The organism is Aerococcus viridans (genome assembly GCF_002083135.2).
Taxonomy (GTDB): Bacteria; Bacillota; Bacilli; order Lactobacillales; family Aerococcaceae; genus Aerococcus; species Aerococcus viridans_C.
Map to the genome: position 1 here is coordinate 944,146 of NZ_NBTM02000001.1, position 19,398 is coordinate 963,543.

Genomic DNA, 19,398 nt, shown 5'->3' on the forward strand with positions numbered 1-19,398 from the left:
TGCACTTAGGGAGCTTTTTTATTTAGGTTATTATTTGCTTAAATGCTGTTTCATCAATAAAATGGCACTAGCCAACTGTGCAATGATACAGATAATAAGGATAACTGCTAAAGAAATGTAGTTAAACTGATTTTCTATTAAAATCGCTACGTAACTCCAAATGAATACTAATGGAAAGGCAATGTCTTTATATCTAAAGGCGATGTAACCCATTAATAGACTAGCTACCACTAGCATGATATTGGTCCAAGATAACTCAGAAAGTCCAATGAAAGAATCAATATCAGCACCGATAAACCAGGTGAAGATATTGACAATTGTTGCAACAGTTACCCAAGCAAAGTAAATAGAGAATGGTAAACGATCAAGCCAGTGTCGGCTATTTATATCCGATAATCTTGTATATATGCTGACTAAGTTGATGAGTAATAAAGCAATAATGATTGTAGAAACAAGCAACCATTCTTGGGTAAATGCAATAATCCAAAAACCGTTCAGTAAGAAATTGATAACAGGCAGAAAACTTAATCTATCTACTACTTGTTGCGCCTTTTGACGATTAAAGAATAAACGAACGATCCAAATAAAAGTCAGTATGTAGATGATTCCCCAAATGGAGAAAGCGTAGCCGGCAGGTTGAATAAGTGCAGGGTCTTGGTTTGCGACAATCCCAACATTAGTGGCAGACCAGTAATTCAGAAAGATCATTACAGCAAATCCGATGAGATAAATTACGGGCCATTGGGTATATTTTTTCATGAATATCTTCCTTTCCATTTAATTGCAGTAGTATTGTTTCAACAATTGATTATGAGGAGAAGTTTATACCATCATACAAGATGACTTCATCGGCAGTAATTGTTCCTGATTAGAGTACAATCGATGCACCAGCACCTGGATGGACGCTTGACCCTGCAAAGTAAAAATTGTTGACCTATTTTAGCTTTACTTGTGGTCTAAAATGATTCCTTTGCCACAAAGTAGGTTGTAAGCCGAAAGTTGCTCCATGGTATGTATTAAATTTACTCTTGAAATGTTCCGATGTGCAGCGTGTTTCAGTCAAAAATTCATGTTGAAGTAAATACTGTCTACTAAGTATGGATTTGGATACTTTTTTAGTAATTGTTTCAAGTATCGCCGAAATTGTATAATCGATATTTCTTGATTTTGTAGTCTTTCTTGATTGCGTTTAAACTTACCACGCTCAGTGTCGGTGGCTTGTTTTTTAAAGTATCCCCAAATGTGTTGCCCAGCATTTATTTCATTACCAATGTCTTCTGGTAAGTTTTCAGCAGTTTCAAGATAATGGATAAAGGCTTCAAAATCTGTGTTCTCTTTATCTTTTAAAAGTTCTCTAATTGCTTGATAAATATTTAAAGACTTTGCCATAACGGCATATTTATAACGTGCCCATAACTTTTCAGCAGCCCCAATATCTTGGTCAAGATATAATTGGATTTTTTCTGCAGACCGATTTTTATCTTTTACTTCTAACATGATATCAATAGGGCCACTTAATTCATTTTGAATGAAATGGATAAAAGGGTTAAGTGCGGTCGTTCTAGTATGCGCACCCGGTTTTTTATCTAGCGCTTGTTGACTATAGTGTATAGCCTGTCTACCATCATTAGTAGTCCAAGTTTGACCGGCTAATTCAATATAGGTTTTCATAGTACGGCTATTTTCGGGCTTTAATATATTGAAATGTAGGTTATCAAATACAACAGGTAAGTGAGTGAATTGGCTAATATACAAGACATCTTCAATATTAAATAAGTGTTCATCATTTTCGATGACTAAATGACGACGAATCTTACTAGAAAGGCTATTAGCTACTTGAATAAACCGTTGAATTGCGGCTTCTTTATCGCCATACACACCACCAATATGAATCACCATTTTATTACTTTGATCTCCGCCCAATAACGCCAACAAATCGGCATGATAATCCAAATCAGCAATTGCGCGGTCTACTACATCCTCTTTTGGTGAATTTAGCACAGTATATTGACCAGGGTGAAAGGATATGCGGATGCCTAAATTCTTTATGAGCTTCTTGAGTGCATCGAATTCATCTTGAAAATATACCTGCCAGTCTAAATTGACCCCATCTTTGGTCTTAGTTGCAAAAGGAATTAAATCACTTGATAACCGTAACATTTGAATGTTGTGGTCTGCAGTGTAAATCAACATTTGCTTAAGTGTTTCTAAATTCCAGCTAATTAACTCAATCCATTTTTCATTAGTTAAATTAGCAAAACGACAAGTTTTAAACCCTCGATCTAAGTCTAGGTTCAAGCAGGCGTAACCAACTTTTATTGTTGAATTCATCATATGACCTTCTTTCTCATTATGTCTTGATAGTTTGGTAAGCTTGTTGAATTAATTGTGCTCTTTTTAATTTGCTAGTGTACTGGCGCTTAGTGAAACAATTGTAGCAATCTTCTTGAATAACAGTTTCAATACTTTTTTAAATAGTAGCTGATGCCACAAGTGGTAGACGAGTTTTGGGGTGAAATGCTTCGATATGGTTATGAATTTCTTCATATCGCTCACTTTTAAAAAATATAAACTTATCGATTGATAAGTTTCGTTTAGTATAAAGCTAATAAAAGTAATTAACAATACCTGTTTAAGTATTTTTGCCTTATAATGAAATGGAATATTTAAAAGGAATGGCTTCATTATGAGAAAAAAGATCCGACAACCAGGCAAAGAATTATTGCAGTTGCACACGAAAAATTTATGTCAATTCCAATCATCTAGTAGCCAATTAACCGAAGAAGTCAATCCTAATTCAATTGCTAGTGATTATTTTATGACGATTGCGCCTTATATTCTCCCGGATGCGGAGAAATATCATTTAGTGAAGTAATTCATCTATTTCTACACGGTGTATTAAAGTAAGTATCAATAAGGAGTTGTGCGGCTATGTTTGAACAATTTGCTTTTCATTTTCCATTTAAGGATGTGGATAAACAAGTCCACTTGTATTTACCAGATCGTCTATCAGAAAGTAAAGAACGCTATCCTGTTCTTTACATGTTTGATGGGCATAACTTATTCTTTGACGAGATGGCGACTTATGGAAGGTCCTGGGATTTATTGGATTTCCTGGGTACCTACAATAAAGAGCTGATTGTTGTAGGGATTGAGTGCAGCCATGAAGACGGGGAGCGTCTCCGTGAATATTGTCCCTATTCAGTAGATACTGAACATTTTGGTCAAATTGAGGGTTATGGCGATCATTTTATGGATTGGCTAGTTAATGAACTAAAACCATTTATTGATGATAACTATCCAACTATCGCGGGACGCGTGGGAACAGCAATTGCTGGTTCTTCTATGGGTGGCTTGATGGCTTATTATGGTGGAGTTGTTTATAACCAAACTTTTTCTAAAGCTGCCGCATTATCCCCAGCTTTTGGTTTTTGTTTTGATGAATTAGTGGCTGAATTGGCACGCCAATCTATCGACCAAGATACCCGATTATACTTGTCCTTTGGTGACCAGGAAGTTAGTCAAGGTCGCTTAGATCAAGCCGGTTATCTTGAGCAAGCATTCTTAGACCGTGGTGGTGAAACTTATATGCATTTAGAAGCAGGTGGTGACCACTCAGAAGCTACATGGGCAGCACAAAACCGCCTATACATGGACTTCTTATGGCATTAACCCATCTTTTTAAGTTACATGTAAAAAAAGCGACTGAGTTTATCTCAGTCGCTTTCAATGTTGGAATTGGTCATTTTTATACTTATTTGCGGCCGGTTACGTATGCATCTACAGCAATCAAAGCATCTGCAACGTCTTCGGCTGTGACGGTATATGGCATGTTGTGAATTGTTTCCCCTTCAATTGTGGCCTGTTTCCCCACGCGAATCAAGGCGTCACGGTCTTCAGGATCCAAGTGTAATTCTTTTAGGGTAGTAGGTAAGCTTAAAGCTTGATATAGGTCGATGTAGGCATCAATCTCTTCAGTTGGACGATTTTCCATAAAGAGTTGCGTTAGCGTACCATAAGCAACTTTTTCACCGTGGGTTAGATGATGAATGTCACCTTCTAAGGCTGTGAAACCATTATGGATAGCGTGGGCAGCTGCAAGACCACCAGATTCAAAACCAAGTCCACTAAGAAGCGTATTGGCTTCAATGACATTCTCAACTGCTGGTGTGACTACATGTTTTTCAACGGATTTAAAGGCTTTAACTCCGTCAGCAAACAAGACTTCCTTACTCTTGTCTCCAATCGCTTGAGCAGCTAAAGTAGTTTTCCCACCGGCCATGGTATCGTGGTTACCAGTCATAGTTGGGCGCATTTCAACTGCAGTTGCCAGTGCATCAGCGATTCCTGAAGCGAAGAAACGAGCTGGTGCTTGCGCAATAATTTGACTATCTAATAGGACTAGATCGGGATTCTTCTTGTAGAATCGGTATTTCTCAAACGTACCTTCCTCAGAGTAAATAACAGATAACGCAGAAGTTGGTGCATCTGTAGAAGCAACGGTTGGTAAAATAGCTACTGGTGACTGTAGGTCATCCGCAATTGCTTTCCCAGCATCAATAGCTTTCCCACCACCTAGTGCTAAAACAAGATTTACATCATTGTCTTGACCAATTTTCGTTACGCGATCAATCTCTGCAGTAGAAGCTTCACCTTGGAAGGGCTCACGGATAATGGTCATGCCAGCTGCTGTCAATGAGTCAGTTAGGCTTTCCCCAACAATTTTCCAAACAACATCATCTGCTAGCAGTAAGGCCTTATCACCTAACTTTTGAATGTAGTCTACAGTTACTTGACTTGTTAAAATATTTTTACCTTGAACATAATGTGCCGGACTTGCAAATACCCTAACCATAATAAACCTCCTAGTTTATGTTGCAAAATTCACAATTAAAACCACATATATAAAAGTAGGAAAAATGTTATTCCTCTTTACATGTGAATTATATCACAAATAATAATGAAAGGGTACTATTTTAGGTTAAGTTTTGAGAGAATAAAATGTAATGATGATATAAGATATTTTGCTTCCAATTGTGGTTCAGATTTGAGATAATGTAACGCTGTAAGCAAAAATTCTAAAGTAAGTAAAAAAGCGAATGGCTTTTTTATTTTGTATTCAATATATAAGAAAAGAGAAAGGAATTTATTGTGGAAGAAAAGAAAAACTTTTGGCAAGAATTGCCACGACCATTTTTTATTTTAGCGCCAATGGAAGATGTAACAGATACTGTTTTTCGTCATGTAGTTCAAAAAGCAGCTAAACCAGATGTTTATTTTACTGAATTTACCAATTCAGAGTCATATGTACATCCAAAAGGTCGCGATTCATTAAATTCACGATTACTATTTACAGAAGATGAAAAACCTATCGTAGCCCATATCTGGGGAGACAATCCTGATCACTTTGCGGCTATGGCTAAAGGGATGAACGAAATGGGCTATGCTGGTTTAGATATTAACATGGGATGCCCAGCACCTAACGTTTTTAAACACGGCCGAGGATCAGGGTTAATCCTGCGTCCAGATGTAGCGGTTGAATTAATTCAAGCTGCCAAAGAGGGCGGCCTACCCGTTTCAGTGAAAACAAGACTTGGCCACCAAGACACGGAAGAATATAAAGAGTGGCTTAGTCTGTTGTTAAAACAAGATATTGCCAATTTATCGATTCATTTACGTACAAAGACGGAAATGTCTAAGGTGGATGCACATTGGGAATTGATTCCAGAAATCAAAAAACTACGCGACGAAATCGCACCACAAACCTTATTAACCATTAACGGTGATATTCCAAACCGTCAAGTCGGTCAAGAATTAGTGGATAAATACGGTGTTGACGGCGTCATGATTGGTCGTGGGATTTTCCATAATCCGTTCGCCTTTGAAGAAGAAGCACGTGACCACTCGCCAAAAGAATTGTTAGACCTATTCAGATACCACCTAGATTTGTTCGACGAGAATGCTGCCAAAGACGGCCGTCCATACAAGCCATTACGTCGTTTCTTTAAAATCTACATCCGCTCATTCCGTGGTGCCAACGACTTACGAATTGGCCTAATGGAAACAGAATCAACGGAAGAAGCACGCGCATTGCTAGATGAATTTGAAGAGAAATACTTAGCAGAAGCATAGTCTAATCTTTCGCTGTTCCTTTCTTAGCATCGAGTCTCGCACCCTTTAGTCGGGTTCGTTTCTCCAGAAAGGACTGCGTTTCAGTAAATATAAATGTATGTAGGGTTAAGATAACCATTTACTTTTAGTGAAAATTGATAACTATTTAACCTTCGCAAGATCGTATTGATATACGGTCTTTTTTTTTTGGGGTCAATTTCCTTTCTTTGGAACAGTGTGCTGGTTAAAGAAATTGTCCCAGTAGTAATGGAAGCGTTTGCAAATGTGGATATCCACTGCTAAGATGACTGTATTGGAAGCAATATTCAACATAAAAGGAGTGAAGTAGTTATGATGGCGAAATTGCAACGGTTTGGGGGCGCAATGTTTGTGCCGGTGCTGTTATTCTCGTTCGCGGGTATTGTATTATCCTTCTCGATTCTTTTCCAAAATGAATTGATTATGGGTAGTATCGCAGCTGAAGGGAGTTTATGGCGTAACATTTGGTCAGTATTGGAGTCGGGTGGGTGGACAGTATTTAATCAAATTGAACTATTATTTGTGATTGGTCTTCCAATTGGATTGGCTACTAAAGCAGCTGGTCGTGCCAGCTTGGAGTCATTTATTGTATACATGACTTTCCAAAGTTTCTTAGCCAAGATCCTTGAAATTTGGGGGTCGAACTTTGGGGTAGATTATACCGCAGAACCAGGTGGTGTCAGTGGGTTAAAACTGATCGGTAGTGTAAAAACATTGGATACCAATATTATTGGTGCCATTGCCGTAGCGGCTATTGTTGTTTGGCTACACAACCGGTACTTTGATACGAAACTACCAGACTGGTTGGGTGTTTTCCAAGGGTCAACATTCGTTTATATTTTAGGATTCTTCATCATGTTACCATTAGCCTTCCTAACAGCTTGGGGTTGGCCAGTTATTCAAGGTGGTATTGCAACTTTACAAGGCTGGTTGGCGAGTTCTGGTGCCTTTGGTGTATTTGTCTATGTATTCTTAGAACGTATTTTAATTCCAACAGGACTGCATCATTTTGTATACCAACCATTTACCTATGGTCCTGCAGTGATTGAAGGTGGAATAGAACGTGCTTGGTTGGATCAATTGAATGTGATTGCATCAAATCCAGCACCTTTACGTGAACAATTCCCAGAAGGCGCTTTTGGGTTGCATAATATGTCAAAAATTTTCGCACCGATTGGTATTTCAGCAGCTTTCTATGCGACAGCGAAAAAAGAAAAACGCCAAGAAGTATTATCACTACTATTACCAACAGCTTTTACGGCGATTATGGCTGGGATTACAGAACCGTTTGAATTTACTTTTCTATTTATTGCGCCACAATTATTCTTTATCCATGCTTTACTTGCAGCTTCACTAGGAACAACTATGTACTTATTTGGACTAGCAGGAGATATAGGTTCTGGTTTAATTTCAGTCGTTTCTAAATTTATTATTCCAATGTGGTCTAATCATTTTGGTGCAATTATCACTTGGCTAGTTATTGGTTTAATCTTCTCTGGTATTTACTTTATGATTTTCAGCTTGATGATTAATAAATTTGATTTGAAAACACCTGGACGTGAAGATGATGAAGCAGAAGTGAAAATGTACACTAAACAAGATTATAAAGACAAGAAGAAACAAGAAGCAGCTGGGTTTGATCCAAATGATACTAGCCAGGATCCTTCAGAATCAAAAGCAAGTAATAAAGCTATTTCAAGTTATGCTGAAGAGGCTGCTAATGATCCTAGTCGTGGACGTTTCGCAGTAACTGCATCTAACTATGTTGACTTGTTAGGTGGTCCAGAAAATATTACTGACGTTAACAACTGTGCCTCTAGATTGAGATTAACAGTTAAAGACCCAAATGCATTAGCCACTGATAAAGAGTTTAAAGCAAACGGAGCGCATGGAGTGGTACGTAAGGGCCAAGCGATTCAAGTGATCATTGGACTAGATGTCCCACAAGTTCGTGATGAAGTGGACGTTGAAATTGCTAAACGGACAGGTAGAGCGAAAAACTAAGGAACAATTTCCGTAAGTTGGAACAAGTTCATAAATACTGAAATGCGAACAGAAGGTTGAGTGAGCAGTGAAAACGCTTAATTTTCTGTTAGCATAGAGGTATAGAAAAATAGCGGTCAAACAATTGCATTAGGAGGAATTCATAATGACATTAAAGAAACAATCGATTCTTGTAGCAGGTGGGGGTTCAACTTTCACACCAGGTATCATCATGATGTTACTGGATAATTTAGATACATTCCCAATCCGTCAAATTAAATTCTACGATAACGATGGGGACCGACAAAAACAAATTGCCGATGCCTGTGAAATTATCCTAAATGAACGCGCACCAGAAATTGAATTCGTAGCGACAACTGATCCAGCTACAGCATTTACAGACATTGATTTCGTGATGGCCCACATTCGTGTCGGTAAATATGCCATGCGTGAACAAGATGAAAAAATTCCTTTAAAATATGGGGTAATTGGTCAAGAAACATGTGGACCAGGTGGTATATCTTACGGTATGCGTTCAATCGGTGGCGTACTGGAATTGATTGATTATATGGAAGAATACTCTCCAGATGCTTGGATGTTAAACTACTCAAACCCAGCGGCAATCGTAGCAGAAGCGACTAGAAAATTACGTCCGAATAGCCGTATTATCAACATTTGTGATATGCCTGTAGGAATTGAATACCGGATGGCAGATATTTTAGGCCTTAAATCTCGTAAAGACTTCGTCGTTCGTTATTATGGATTAAACCACTTTGGTTGGTGGACAGATATCCGTGACCATGAAGGCAACGATTTAATGCCAAAATTAAAAGAGTGGGTTCATGAACATGGTTATGTAACGCCAGAAGAATTGGCTGATGCTTCTGAAGAGGAAGTGGAAGAAAGCTGGATGCATACCTACGAAAAAGCCAAGGAAGTATCTTGGTTGGATGAAGATACCCTGCCAAATACCTACCTAAAATACTACCTATACCCTCAAGATGAAGTAGAAGTAGCTAATCCAGACTATACGCGTGCCAATGAAGTAATGGACCACCGTGAGAAACAAGTGTTTTCAGAATGTAACCAAGTAGTGAATTATGGTTCAGGTGCCAAAACGACATTAAAAGCAGATGATCACGCCTCATATATTGTCGATTTAGCGAGAGCCTTGGCGTATAATACGCGTGAAAGAATGTTGTTGATTGTGCCAAACAATGGATCAATCGTGAACTTTGATCCAACAGCCATGGTAGAAATCCCTTGTATCATTACATCAAACGGACCTGAACCATTGGTAACGGGCGAAATTCCGCGCTTCCAAAAAGGTTTAATGGAGCAACAAGTGGCCGTTGAGAAATTAGTAGTCGAAGCTTGGAGCGAAGGTTCTTATCAAAAATTATGGCAAGCTATTACCTTATCAAGAACGGTACCAAATGCACGGGTAGCCAAACAAATTCTGGATGATTTAATTGAGGCAAACAAATCATATTGGCCTGAATTATCTTAATCTATTAAATGTAAACGCTTTTGATATAATAAGAGTGGGCCAAGGTCCACTCTTATTATTTTGGAGGCATTTATGAGACCAATAGAAAATATTTATAATGAATTCTATAGTAAATTAACTGAAAATGAAATCTATATTTTTGACTATATCATGAAGCATAGTCAGACGGTTAGGAAGATGTCTATCACTGAATTAGCAACGATTTTGGCTGTTTCAAAATCGACGATTTCACGTTTTACCCAAAAAATTGGCTTTTCAGGTTATGCGGAATTCAAGTTTTACCTCAACAATGAAGCAGATAATCAACGGCATGATAGTGAAATTGATCCAATGGGGCAGTTAGCAGCCGATACCCAAGATACCTTTAAGATGTTCAGTAATATGCAGGTTGAACCCATTGTGGAAAGTATTTTTGATGCGGATAATGTCTTCTTATATGGGACTGGATGGGCGCAAAAGAACGCTTTAAACGATTTTAGAAGAAGTATTTTATTGAACAACAAATTTTCCATCGATATTTCCGCACCTTTGGAGCTAAAAATTGCGAGTGCATCTATTAAACCTGGAGATGTGCTGATTGTAGCGTCTTTTAGCGGCAATGTAGCATCGATTGAACGAGAATTGAAAGTCTTTAAGAGTAAGGGGGCCATCCTGATTGCGGTGAGTGAAATGCATACCAGTTTGTTAGCTAGCTTAGCCGATTATACTATCTATTTTAAAACAACGCGCTTTGATTATAAGGATGAAGCCTTTGCTTCTATGTTACCTATCCACCAAGCCACCAACTTATTAGCTATCGCCTATTTTGAATACGTGCGAAAAAAAGAACGATTACAGAAAGAAAATGAGGAGCGTGACCTATGACCAGAAAAAATTTAAGTCGGATGGTACATTTTGTGATTATATTACTGGTTATTGCACCCATCTTATATGTTGCCCTATTAACTTTCCAAGGCAATGCGCAAGGACTGGGTTTACTAGAAAATCTGACCACAAATGTGTCTACAGTAGTTTCACTAATGTCCGTATGTATCCTGCCTTTTGCGGGTTTTCTAATTAAATCTAAATGGGATCAAGTTGACCAAAATTATAATAGTCTAGGGCAATTTTATATTAGTTTATTACTTATCTTGATTGGTTTCTTATTGATTGGCAACACCGGAATGGCCATCTTGATTTTTATTTTAATTGCCTTTAGTGTTGTGATTTTAAAAGTGAGACTAGGAGATGCCTTCCAAGTCCTTTTCAAATCACCGAAGCATAATATTAGCCACTTTGCTGGTGAAATGGCCATGCTATTGATTGCAGCCTTTATTCGTTTTGCTATCTGGCGGATTAGTACGGGTAGCTAATGTCTGAGCGTTAATAGAGGATTTGAATTCACTTCACATTATGTTTTTGTGAATTAAATGGTTTGAGTTATAATCGAATTTGATAGACAAGTTACTGATATCAAAATGAATAAAAAGGAGCGTTAATTTAGTTGAAACTGTTAACATTAAATACTCATTCTTATGGTGAAAATGATCAAGATCAAAAATTAGCTTTTATTGCGCAATCGATTGCTGAGTGGGATATCGATGTAGTGGGCTTACAAGAAGTAAATCAGAAAATTTTTGGACATCGAGTAGACGTTAATAATATCGTGAACTTTGTCCCTATGGATGGGCAAGTGAATGTTAAAGAAGATAATTTTGCTATGCGTTTAGTAGAATTATTAGCGGAATTAGGCAAAACCTACTATTGGGCGTGGGCTATGACTCATATAGCGCATGACACAATGCAAGAGGGTGTAGCGATTTTATCAAAATACCCGATTGATAGCGTCACTAGCTATAACGTGTCAAAAAGTCATAATTGGTATGACTATAAAACTCGTCGTATTCTTACGGCTAAGATCACTAAATCAAATGGCGAAAGCTTTATGGCGGTTTCTGGTCACTTCTCATGGTGGCACGGGGAAAACAATGAAGAATTTCATTATGAATGGCAAGAAACTGAAAAATACCTAACTAGAACTAAGTTACCAATTTATTTTATGGGTGACTTTAATAATCCTGCCGGTACAGATGGTTATGACTACATGGTGTCAACGGCTATTCCTATTACAGACTCATATACGATTGCAGAAGAAACTATCGGTGGACCGACAGTATTGAAAGAAATCGGTGGCTGGACCGGGCTTAAAGAACAAATCAGGATTGATTATATCTTTGTGCCAAAAGGGGTAGCTGTAAAGAAATCCGAAGTTGTGTTTGATGGCGACCGTCAGCAAGCCGTATCAGACCACTCAGGTGTACTAGTAGAAACGATTGACTAGAAGCTAAATATAAAGATAAATATTGAAAATATGTATGTAAATATGACAATATTAGCATGATCAGTAGCTCGCTTTTTTGAGTTATCTACAGTTACAGTATACAAAGCTAATAAATGTTAGAAGCAACATGAAGAATGGAAGTACTTTTTAATTAAATAAAACATTTAAAAGGACCGTGAGAGTGGGAGATTCTCGCGGTTTTTTTTGCTATAGTGAAAAAAATGATGCAAACGGTTGCATGAAAACGTTTTACAGTGTATAATTCACTTTGAGATATGAAACCGTTAACAAATAGTTTGGATAAAGGAGCAAAAAAAATGAAGAGACTGTTTACATTTGAATTTTGGCAACAGTTTGGGAAGGCCTTGATGGTTGTTATTGCAGTAATGCCAGCTGCAGGTTTAATGATTTCAATTGGTAAGACCATTCCCTTGTTTGCTGAAAATATTAGTTTTTTAGTTACTACAGGTGGCGTTTTAGAATCAATTGGTTGGGCCATTATTGGTAATTTACATTTATTATTTGCCATTGCAATTGGTGGCTCTTGGGCTAAAGAACGTGCAGGAGGGGCTTTTGCGGCAGCTGTTGCTTTTGTCTTAATTAACCGGATTACAGGTGCCTTGTTTGGCGTTACAGCTGAAATGTTAGCTGATCCTGCTGCTGTGACAAGCACGGTATTTGGTCAAACGATTCCTGTAAATGGCTACTTTACTAGTGTTCTAGAAGCGCCAGCTTTAAACATGGGGGTATTTGTAGGGATTATTTCCGGTTTTATTGGGGCAAGTGCCTACAATAAATACTACAATTATCGTAAGCTACCGGAAGTATTATCTTTCTTTAATGGGAAGCGTTTTGTACCATTTGTTGTGATTGTATGGGCTTTAGCAACAGCTTTAGGATTAGCTGTAGTTTGGCCAGTAATTCAATCAGGTATTAATGCATTTGGTCAATGGATTGCTTCATCTCAAGATACTGCGCCTATTTTAGCACCGTTTATCTTCGGTACATTAGAACGGTTACTATTACCATTTGGTTTACATCATATGTTAACTATTCCAATTAACTACACCGAACTTGGTGGTACATATGAAATTTTAACAGGTGCGCAAGCGGGTGCACAGGTTGTTGGTCAAGATCCATTATGGTTAGCTTGGGCAACAGACTTGGCAAACTTCAACAATGCTGGCGATACGCAAAATTATCAATATGTATTAGAAAATTGGGTACCTGCACGATTCAAAGTGGGGCAAATGATTGGTTCTTCAGGTATCTTGATGGGTCTTACATACGCTATGTACCGCAATGTTGACCAAGATAAGAAAGATAAATATAAACCAATGTTCATTTCAGCTGCGGCTGCTGTTTTCCTAACTGGGGTAACTGAACCATTGGAATACATGTTTATATTCATCGCTATGCCTTTATATGTGGTGTATGCGGTGATTCAAGGAGCGGCATTTGCTATGGCGGATGTGTTAAACCTACGCGTGCATTCATTCGGGACTATTGAATTCTTGACCCGTATCCCATTATCAGCGCAAGCTGGTATTATGGGTGACGTGATTAACTTCATCTTGGTGACACTGGTATTTGGTGTATTAACATACTTTATTGCAAACTTCATGATTAAGAAATTTAAATACGCAACACCTGGTCGTTTAGGTAACTACGAAGAGGGATTGGGGGCTGAACAAGCTGATAAAGCAACTGATGGCCAAACTTCAGCGATTGCCTCAAATGCGAGCGAGCAACAAATTGCCGACGTTATCTACCTATTAGGTGGTAAAGAAAATATCGACTTTGTAGATGCATGTATGACGCGTTTACGTGTGACAGTTAAGGACACTGAAAAAGTAGCTAGCGATGAGTATTGGAAAGCAGCTGGTGCTATGGGGTTAATGGTTCGCGGTACCGGAGTCCAAGCCATTTACGGACCAAAATCTGACATCTTAAAATCTGACATCAACGACTTGTTGGACGCTGGTACTGCTATTCCGGCACCATCAGACAAGGTGACAGGGAAAACAAAGGTCAATAAACCGGCTAATAATACTGGAAAAGGTACGGCGTCTGGTCAAAAGACAGCTATTTTTGCACCAGTATCTGGGCAATTATTGGATATTTCTGTTGTAAATGACCCAGTATTCTCAGAAAAAATGATGGGAGATGGTTACGCTGTCGAGCCGAAAGAGGGCGCAACCTCAGCGAAAGTTTACGCACCTGTTGCAGGTAAAATTGTATCGATTTTCCCAAGTCATCATGCAATTGGTATTCAAACAAGTAATGGTCTAGAAGTATTAGTACATATGGGTATTGATACAAATAATTTTGACCCGGAAATTTTTGGTCTAACAATTAAGGTAGATCAAGAAGTAACTGCTGGACAAGTGATTGGTGAAATTAACTTACGAGCGGTTGAAGAAGCAGGTAAAGAAAAAACAGTTATCGTAGTGGTAACCAACTCAGATGCTATTGATCGAATTGACTTGTCTGAAGCTGATCAACAAATTGATGGGGGCCAGAAAGCAGGAGAGATTCTTTCTTAAGACAGAAATCAACATATAGTAGGAAGATAGTTAATGGTTAACAAGCCATTAGCTATTTTTCTAATCACAAATGTAAGCGTTTTCTAAAATGGGAAATAATTAAAATCAAAGTAGGGTAGAGAAAAGAGGGACACTATTGGATTTAGCAGCTTTATACCATCGTCCAGAAAGTGAATTTGCTTATTTATATACGGAAGATACTGTTCATATCCGCTTGCGTACAAAGAAAGATGATGTGGTAAAAGTAAATTTATTAGCTGGAGATACTTATTTACATTATTCAGAAGCTTGGTATCAGACAGGTCAAGCTATGACTAAGGTGGCTACTAGTGATATACATGACTTTTGGCAGTGTGAATGGCAATTAGCGCCTAATCGTTTGGCATATGCTTTTCGTGTTCAAGGTAATGATGGCGAGCAAGTATTTTATTGTGATCGAGGGGTTTATCCAATAGATGATCATGATATTTTGAAACAAGTAAATGCATATTTTCGTCTGCCATACTTCCATGAAATTGACCGAGTAAAAACACCAGTTTGGGTGAAGGATACGGTCTGGTATCAGATTTTTCCTGAACGGTTTGCGAATGGAGATCCTACCAATGATCCAGAAAACACTTTGCCCTGGGGCGCTAGAAAACATCCGCGTCACGATGATTTCTACGGTGGTGACTTACAAGGTATTATCGATCATCTGGACTACTTGGAGAATTTGGGGATTACGGGTATCTATTTAACGCCTATTTTTAAAGGTGACACGAATCATAAATATGATACTAATGACTATATGACAATTGACCCAGCATTTGGTCATCCTAAAATATTGAAGGAACTGGTTAGTCAAGCTCATGCTCGCGGTATGAGGGTTATGTTAGATGCTGTTTTTAATCATATTGGCTATACCTCTAATCAATGGCAGGATGTATTAACCAATCAAGCTGATTCGGTTTATAGCGACTGGTTTTATGTGCAAGAATTCCCTGTTAAAGCCTTTGAAGCAGTTGATTACAGTGGTGGTGAACAGTTTGACCGTCACCAATTAACTTATCAAACCTTTGCGTTCGAACCACATATGCCTAAATTAAATACAGCCAATCCACAAGTTAAGGCATACTTACTAGAGGTTGCTCGTCACTATATTCAAACCTTTGATATCGATGGCTGGCGATTAGATGTTGCCAATGAAGTAGACCATCAATTTTGGAAAGATTTCCATCGAACTTGCGTTAACTTGAAGGCAGATTTCTATATTGTAGGTGAAATTTGGCATTCAGCTCAACGATTCCTTGAAGGGGATGAATTCCATGCCATTATGAATTATCCGCTGACAGACCAAATCAAAGACTTTTTCTTTGGACCTGTAGTAAAGGATCATACAATTGAAAACATTATGACTAATCGACAATTTATAGACAGGATAACCAGTCAGCGAATGCTTTATCGGGCACAAACCAATCAGGTTCAATTTAACTTACTGGATTCCCACGATACAGACCGAATCCTGACAAGGGCTAACTATGACAGAGATAAGGTGCAATCGGCACTCGTTTTTATGTTCTTACAAACGGGGACACCTTGCATCTATTATGGTACAGAAATCGGCTTAGATGGCGGTAATGACCCTGATAATCGCAAATGTATGGTCTGGGAAAAGGACAAGCAAGACCAAGCGATGTGGCAATTTACCAAGGACCTGATTCAAATGCGACGGAACTATAGTGACCTCATCAACTTGGGGACCCTAGACTGGTCACAGGACTTGCCTAGTGAGCGAATTTTAGCCTTTACAAAGACTTACCGAGGACAAACTTTGCGCGCCTATTTTAACCAGGGTAATCAAGACCTGCAGATAGGTCTAGATAAAAATACAAAAATTGTCCTCACAAACCTTGCAGAAGTTGAAGGCGGTTACATTCAAGTGAGACCGGGAACCTACATGGTTAGTGTAAATTAAGCTAGTCGACATTAAAAGATACTTTGCAATATATTAAAAGTAAAAAAATATTTTTAAAACTTATACGAAAACGGTTGCGAAGAAAATAATCATATGCAATAATTCGTGTAAGCGATTACACTATGGGTATTTATATTTTAGGAGGAAAAGTAAATGAGTAAATTGCAGTGGAAGAAAACAGCCTTTGGTTTGGTAACAGCGTCAGCTGCTTTAGTGCTTGCAGCATGTGGGAATGGTGGCGAAGAATCTGCTAGTTCAGATGGCGGATCAGATAGCGCAAGCGGTAGTACCTTACAAGTATCAGTTGGTGCTGACTATGTAGATTACGTAAACGAAATTGCCCCAGCCTTTGAAGAAGAGACAGGGATTGACGTTGAAGTTGTTGAACGTGAAATGTTCGAAACCTTAGATTCACTTTCATTAGATGGTCCGGCAGGGATTGCGCCAGACGTGACAATCGCCCCTTACGACCGGATTGGAAACCTAGGTATTCAAGGACATTTATTACCAGTAACACTGCCAGATGATGGTCGTTATGACGAAACAGACGAGCGTCAAGTAACAGCTAATGACGAAATTTACGGTATGCCTTATGTAGTTGAAGCCTTAGTCCTTTACTACAACAAAGAATTAATCGATACTGCCCCAACAACATTTGAAGAATTGGAAGCCTTATCAGAAGATTCAGCATATGACTACTCTTCTGAATCAGGCAAAAACACTGGCTTCTTAGCAAACTGGGTAGACTTCTACTCTGCTTACGGTTTAATTGCTGGTTACGGTGGCTACATCTTCGGGCAAGATGGTACTGATACAGCTGACATCGGTTTAAATACTGAAGGTGCTGTTGAAGGGATTGAATATGCACAAACATGGTACGAAAAATGGCCAGAAGGTATGTTAGATACAACTTCAGCTGGTAGCTTCGTAGATGAAACCTTCATCTCTGGCAGTACAGCTGCAGTAATCGGCGGACCATGGTCTGCAGCTTCTTACCAAGAAGGTGGCGTTGACTACGGCGTTGCTGCAATCCCAACATTGCCAAATGGGGAAGCTTACCAAACATTCGGTGGTGGTAAGGGCTGGGTTATTTCAGGTTATACTGAAAATGAAGAAGCCGCACAACAATGGTTAGAATATGTAACGACTGAAGAAAATATGAATAGCCTACATGAATTTAACTCAGAAGTACCAGCTAACCAACAAGCCCGTCAGGCAATTGTGGATGCCGGTGAAAATGAATTAGCTATCGCTGTTATCGAGCAATATAACGATGCTGTACCAATGCCAAATATTCCAGAAATGGCTGAAGTTTGGACAGGTGCTGAAACAATGATGTTTGATGCAGTATCAGGCAACAAATCTGCACAACAATCAGCAGACGACGCGGTACAAGTTATTGCAGACAATATTGCACAAAAATACTAAGTGACACCCCTTTAAAAAATTTGAGGATGGTTTAGCTAATGGTTTAGTAATCATCGCTGAGCCATCCTTCTTATTATAAGAAGTGGCATAAATTTTTAAGTAATGAACCATTAAACAAAAAGAATCTATGATACTTGTCATGGTTTTCTAGTGAAGGAGTTGGTTGCAGTGGTTAAAACTGCAAAAGAAAGAAAAAAAGTGAACTTCACTTCTGAGCAAAAGAGTCGTATCAATCAAGCGACTTTGGCCTCAATCATCCCTGGTGGTGGGCAATTTGTAAACAAGCAAGTCCTTAAAGGCGTCATCTTTTTAGTGATTTTTGCCTTATACATTCTCCACTTATTCAGCTTTGGGTTTGATGCCTTCAATGGCTTAATTACCCTAGGTGTAACACCTCGTGAAGATCATTCCCTCTTCTTATTAATTGAAGGGGTACTTGAATTATTAATAACTGTCATCTTTTTTATTTTCTACGCCGTACAAATGTGGGATGCGCGCAATGTGGCTAAACTAAATGCCATCAACCCAGACAAGGTCAACCGATCAGCCAAGGATATCTTAAATAACCTTTACGAATCAGGTTTCCCTTATCTATTAACCATCCCAGCCTATATCTTAATGTTATTTGCCATTGTGTTCCCAGTAGTAGTAACGATCCTAATCGTATTTACCAACTACGACTTTCAACACATTCCACCCGCTAAATTAATCGAGTGGACAGGGTTTGAGACCTTTAATTCAATCTTTACCCTAACAACCTACCGAGAAACATTCGGTGCCGTATTCTCATGGACCGTCATTTGGACCCTATTTGCTACAACCTTGCAAGTAGGTCTAGGCATCTTCCTAGCGATTCTGATGAACCAACCATTCATCAAATTCCGTCGCTTTTTCGGGGTTATCTTGCTATTACCATGGGCGGTACCAGCCTTCATCTCAATCTTAACCTTTTCAAATATGTTCAACCCATCTGCCGGAGCCATCAACTCCCAGGTCATTCCGTTTATCAATAACTTTATCCCATTCTTGGAAATTCCAGCACTAGCCTGGAAAACGGACCCATTCTGGACCAAGGTGGCCTTAATTTCTATCCAGGGTTGGCTTGGTTTCCCATATATTTACGTATTGACCACGTCAATTTTACAATCTATTCCAGGTGAGTGGTACGAAGCCGCTTCAATCGACGGGGCTTCACCAATCCAAAAATTTCGATTCATTACCTTCCCGCATATCTTGTCAGTTGCGGCACCGGTATTAATCACGCAATACACAGGAAACTTCAACAACTTCACAATGATTTACCTATTTAATGAAGGTGGACCTGGTTCAGTAGGGAACAATGCCGGGACTACAGATATCTTGATTTCATGGGTCTACAAGTTGACAACAGGGCAATCGCCACAATATAACGTATCATCCGCGATTACCATCATCATCTCAACTATAGTTATTGTGATTTCATTGATCATCTTTAAATACACCAATGCTTTTGAAATGGAGGATTAAG

General features: G+C 38.7%; 15 protein-coding genes. 12 read left to right on the forward strand and 3 right to left on the reverse strand.

Going from position 1 to position 19,398, the window contains the following annotated elements; all coding sequences use genetic code 11:
• Positions 1-30: 30 nt before the first annotated feature.
• Together A6J77_RS04635 and uvsE are read right to left on the reverse strand one after the other, a co-directional pair.
• Entirely contained in the window at positions 31-759 is a 729-nt protein-coding gene (locus A6J77_RS04635; protein WP_083068597.1) for a tryptophan-rich sensory protein, read from the reverse strand.
• A gap of 300 nt (positions 760-1,059) precedes the next feature.
• Positions 1,060-2,331 carry a UV DNA damage repair endonuclease UvsE gene (uvsE, locus tag A6J77_RS04640; RefSeq protein ID WP_227645120.1) on the reverse strand — a complete coding sequence of 424 codons (1,272 nt, stop codon included), beginning with the start codon at positions 2,329-2,331 and terminating at the stop codon, positions 1,060-1,062.
• 355 nt (positions 2,332-2,686) lie between these two features.
• On the opposite strand from uvsE, the gene A6J77_RS04650 reads away from it, so the two are divergent.
• Positions 2,687-2,875 carry a hypothetical protein gene (locus A6J77_RS04650; protein WP_083068603.1) on the forward strand — a complete coding sequence of 63 codons (189 nt, stop codon included), beginning with the start codon at positions 2,687-2,689 and terminating at the stop codon, positions 2,873-2,875.
• 56 nt (positions 2,876-2,931) lie between these two features.
• Positions 2,932-3,672, forward strand: a complete 741-nt coding sequence (locus A6J77_RS04655; protein WP_083068605.1) for an alpha/beta hydrolase — start codon at positions 2,932-2,934, stop codon at positions 3,670-3,672.
• Positions 3,673-3,754: 82 nt separating this feature from the next.
• Here the strand turns inward: A6J77_RS04655 and A6J77_RS04660 are convergent, their stop codons facing one another.
• The gene (locus tag A6J77_RS04660; RefSeq protein WP_083068607.1) at positions 3,755-4,855 is read right to left on the reverse strand and encodes a glycerol dehydrogenase; all 1,101 of its coding nucleotides are present in this window, start codon (positions 4,853-4,855) and stop codon (positions 3,755-3,757) included.
• A gap of 356 nt (positions 4,856-5,211) precedes the next feature.
• Between A6J77_RS04660 and A6J77_RS04665 the strand changes: the two genes are divergently transcribed.
• The 10 genes from A6J77_RS04665 to A6J77_RS04710 all read left to right on the forward strand — a co-directional run bounded on the left by A6J77_RS04665 (position 5,212) and on the right by A6J77_RS04710 (position 19,397).
• Positions 5,212-6,132, forward strand: a complete 921-nt coding sequence (locus A6J77_RS04665) for a tRNA dihydrouridine synthase (protein WP_083070246.1) — start codon at positions 5,212-5,214, stop codon at positions 6,130-6,132.
• A gap of 330 nt (positions 6,133-6,462) precedes the next feature.
• Entirely contained in the window at positions 6,463-8,154 is a 1,692-nt protein-coding gene (locus A6J77_RS04670) for an alpha-glucoside-specific PTS transporter subunit IIBC (protein ID WP_083068608.1), read from the forward strand.
• 145 nt (positions 8,155-8,299) lie between these two features.
• The gene (locus A6J77_RS04675; RefSeq protein WP_083068610.1) at positions 8,300-9,643 is read left to right on the forward strand and encodes a 6-phospho-alpha-glucosidase; all 1,344 of its coding nucleotides are present in this window, start codon (positions 8,300-8,302) and stop codon (positions 9,641-9,643) included.
• Between the two features lie 72 nt (positions 9,644-9,715).
• Positions 9,716-10,507, forward strand: a complete 792-nt coding sequence (locus A6J77_RS04680; protein ID WP_083068611.1) for a MurR/RpiR family transcriptional regulator — start codon at positions 9,716-9,718, stop codon at positions 10,505-10,507.
• Entirely contained in the window at positions 10,504-10,995 is a 492-nt protein-coding gene (locus tag A6J77_RS04685; RefSeq protein WP_083068612.1) for a hypothetical protein, read from the forward strand. The genes A6J77_RS04680 and A6J77_RS04685 overlap by 4 nt, the downstream gene beginning before the upstream one ends.
• A gap of 131 nt (positions 10,996-11,126) precedes the next feature.
• Positions 11,127-11,963, forward strand: coding sequence for an endonuclease/exonuclease/phosphatase family protein (locus tag A6J77_RS04690; protein ID WP_083068614.1), 837 nt, complete (start codon positions 11,127-11,129; stop codon positions 11,961-11,963).
• 317 nt (positions 11,964-12,280) lie between these two features.
• A complete protein-coding gene (locus A6J77_RS04695) occupies positions 12,281-14,509 on the forward strand; it encodes a PTS transporter subunit IIBC (protein ID WP_083068616.1) in 2,229 nt (742 codons plus the stop codon).
• Between the two features lie 136 nt (positions 14,510-14,645).
• Entirely contained in the window at positions 14,646-16,463 is a 1,818-nt protein-coding gene (locus A6J77_RS04700; RefSeq protein WP_083068618.1) for a glycoside hydrolase family 13 protein, read from the forward strand.
• A gap of 153 nt (positions 16,464-16,616) precedes the next feature.
• Positions 16,617-17,891: an extracellular solute-binding protein gene (locus A6J77_RS04705; protein WP_083068620.1), complete on the forward strand. Its 1,275-nt coding sequence runs from the start codon at positions 16,617-16,619 to the stop codon at positions 17,889-17,891.
• A gap of 168 nt (positions 17,892-18,059) precedes the next feature.
• Positions 18,060-19,397, forward strand: a complete 1,338-nt coding sequence (locus A6J77_RS04710) for a carbohydrate ABC transporter permease (RefSeq protein WP_083068621.1) — start codon at positions 18,060-18,062, stop codon at positions 19,395-19,397.
• Position 19,398: the final 1 nt, after the last annotated feature.

Excerpts from the sequence above, each read along its gene's own strand:
- A6J77_RS04635 (WP_083068597.1), bottom strand. The coding sequence starts at position 759 with ATGAAAAAATATACCCAATGGCCCGTAATTTATCTCATCGGATTTGCT.
- uvsE (WP_227645120.1), bottom strand. The coding sequence starts at position 2,331 with ATGAATTCAACAATAAAAGTTGGTTACGCCTGCTTGAACCTAGACTTA.
- A6J77_RS04650 (WP_083068603.1), top strand. The coding sequence starts at position 2,687 with ATGAGAAAAAAGATCCGACAACCAGGCAAAGAATTATTGCAGTTGCAC.
- A6J77_RS04655 (WP_083068605.1), top strand. The coding sequence starts at position 2,932 with ATGTTTGAACAATTTGCTTTTCATTTTCCATTTAAGGATGTGGATAAA.
- A6J77_RS04660 (WP_083068607.1), bottom strand. The coding sequence starts at position 4,855 with ATGGTTAGGGTATTTGCAAGTCCGGCACATTATGTTCAAGGTAAAAAT.
- A6J77_RS04665 (WP_083070246.1), top strand. The coding sequence starts at position 5,212 with ATGGAAGATGTAACAGATACTGTTTTTCGTCATGTAGTTCAAAAAGCA.
- A6J77_RS04670 (WP_083068608.1), top strand. The coding sequence starts at position 6,463 with ATGATGGCGAAATTGCAACGGTTTGGGGGCGCAATGTTTGTGCCGGTG.
- A6J77_RS04675 (WP_083068610.1), top strand. The coding sequence starts at position 8,300 with ATGACATTAAAGAAACAATCGATTCTTGTAGCAGGTGGGGGTTCAACT.
- A6J77_RS04680 (WP_083068611.1), top strand. The coding sequence starts at position 9,716 with ATGAGACCAATAGAAAATATTTATAATGAATTCTATAGTAAATTAACT.
- A6J77_RS04685 (WP_083068612.1), top strand. The coding sequence starts at position 10,504 with ATGACCAGAAAAAATTTAAGTCGGATGGTACATTTTGTGATTATATTA.
- A6J77_RS04695 (WP_083068616.1), top strand. The coding sequence starts at position 12,281 with ATGAAGAGACTGTTTACATTTGAATTTTGGCAACAGTTTGGGAAGGCC.
- A6J77_RS04705 (WP_083068620.1), top strand. The coding sequence starts at position 16,617 with ATGAGTAAATTGCAGTGGAAGAAAACAGCCTTTGGTTTGGTAACAGCG.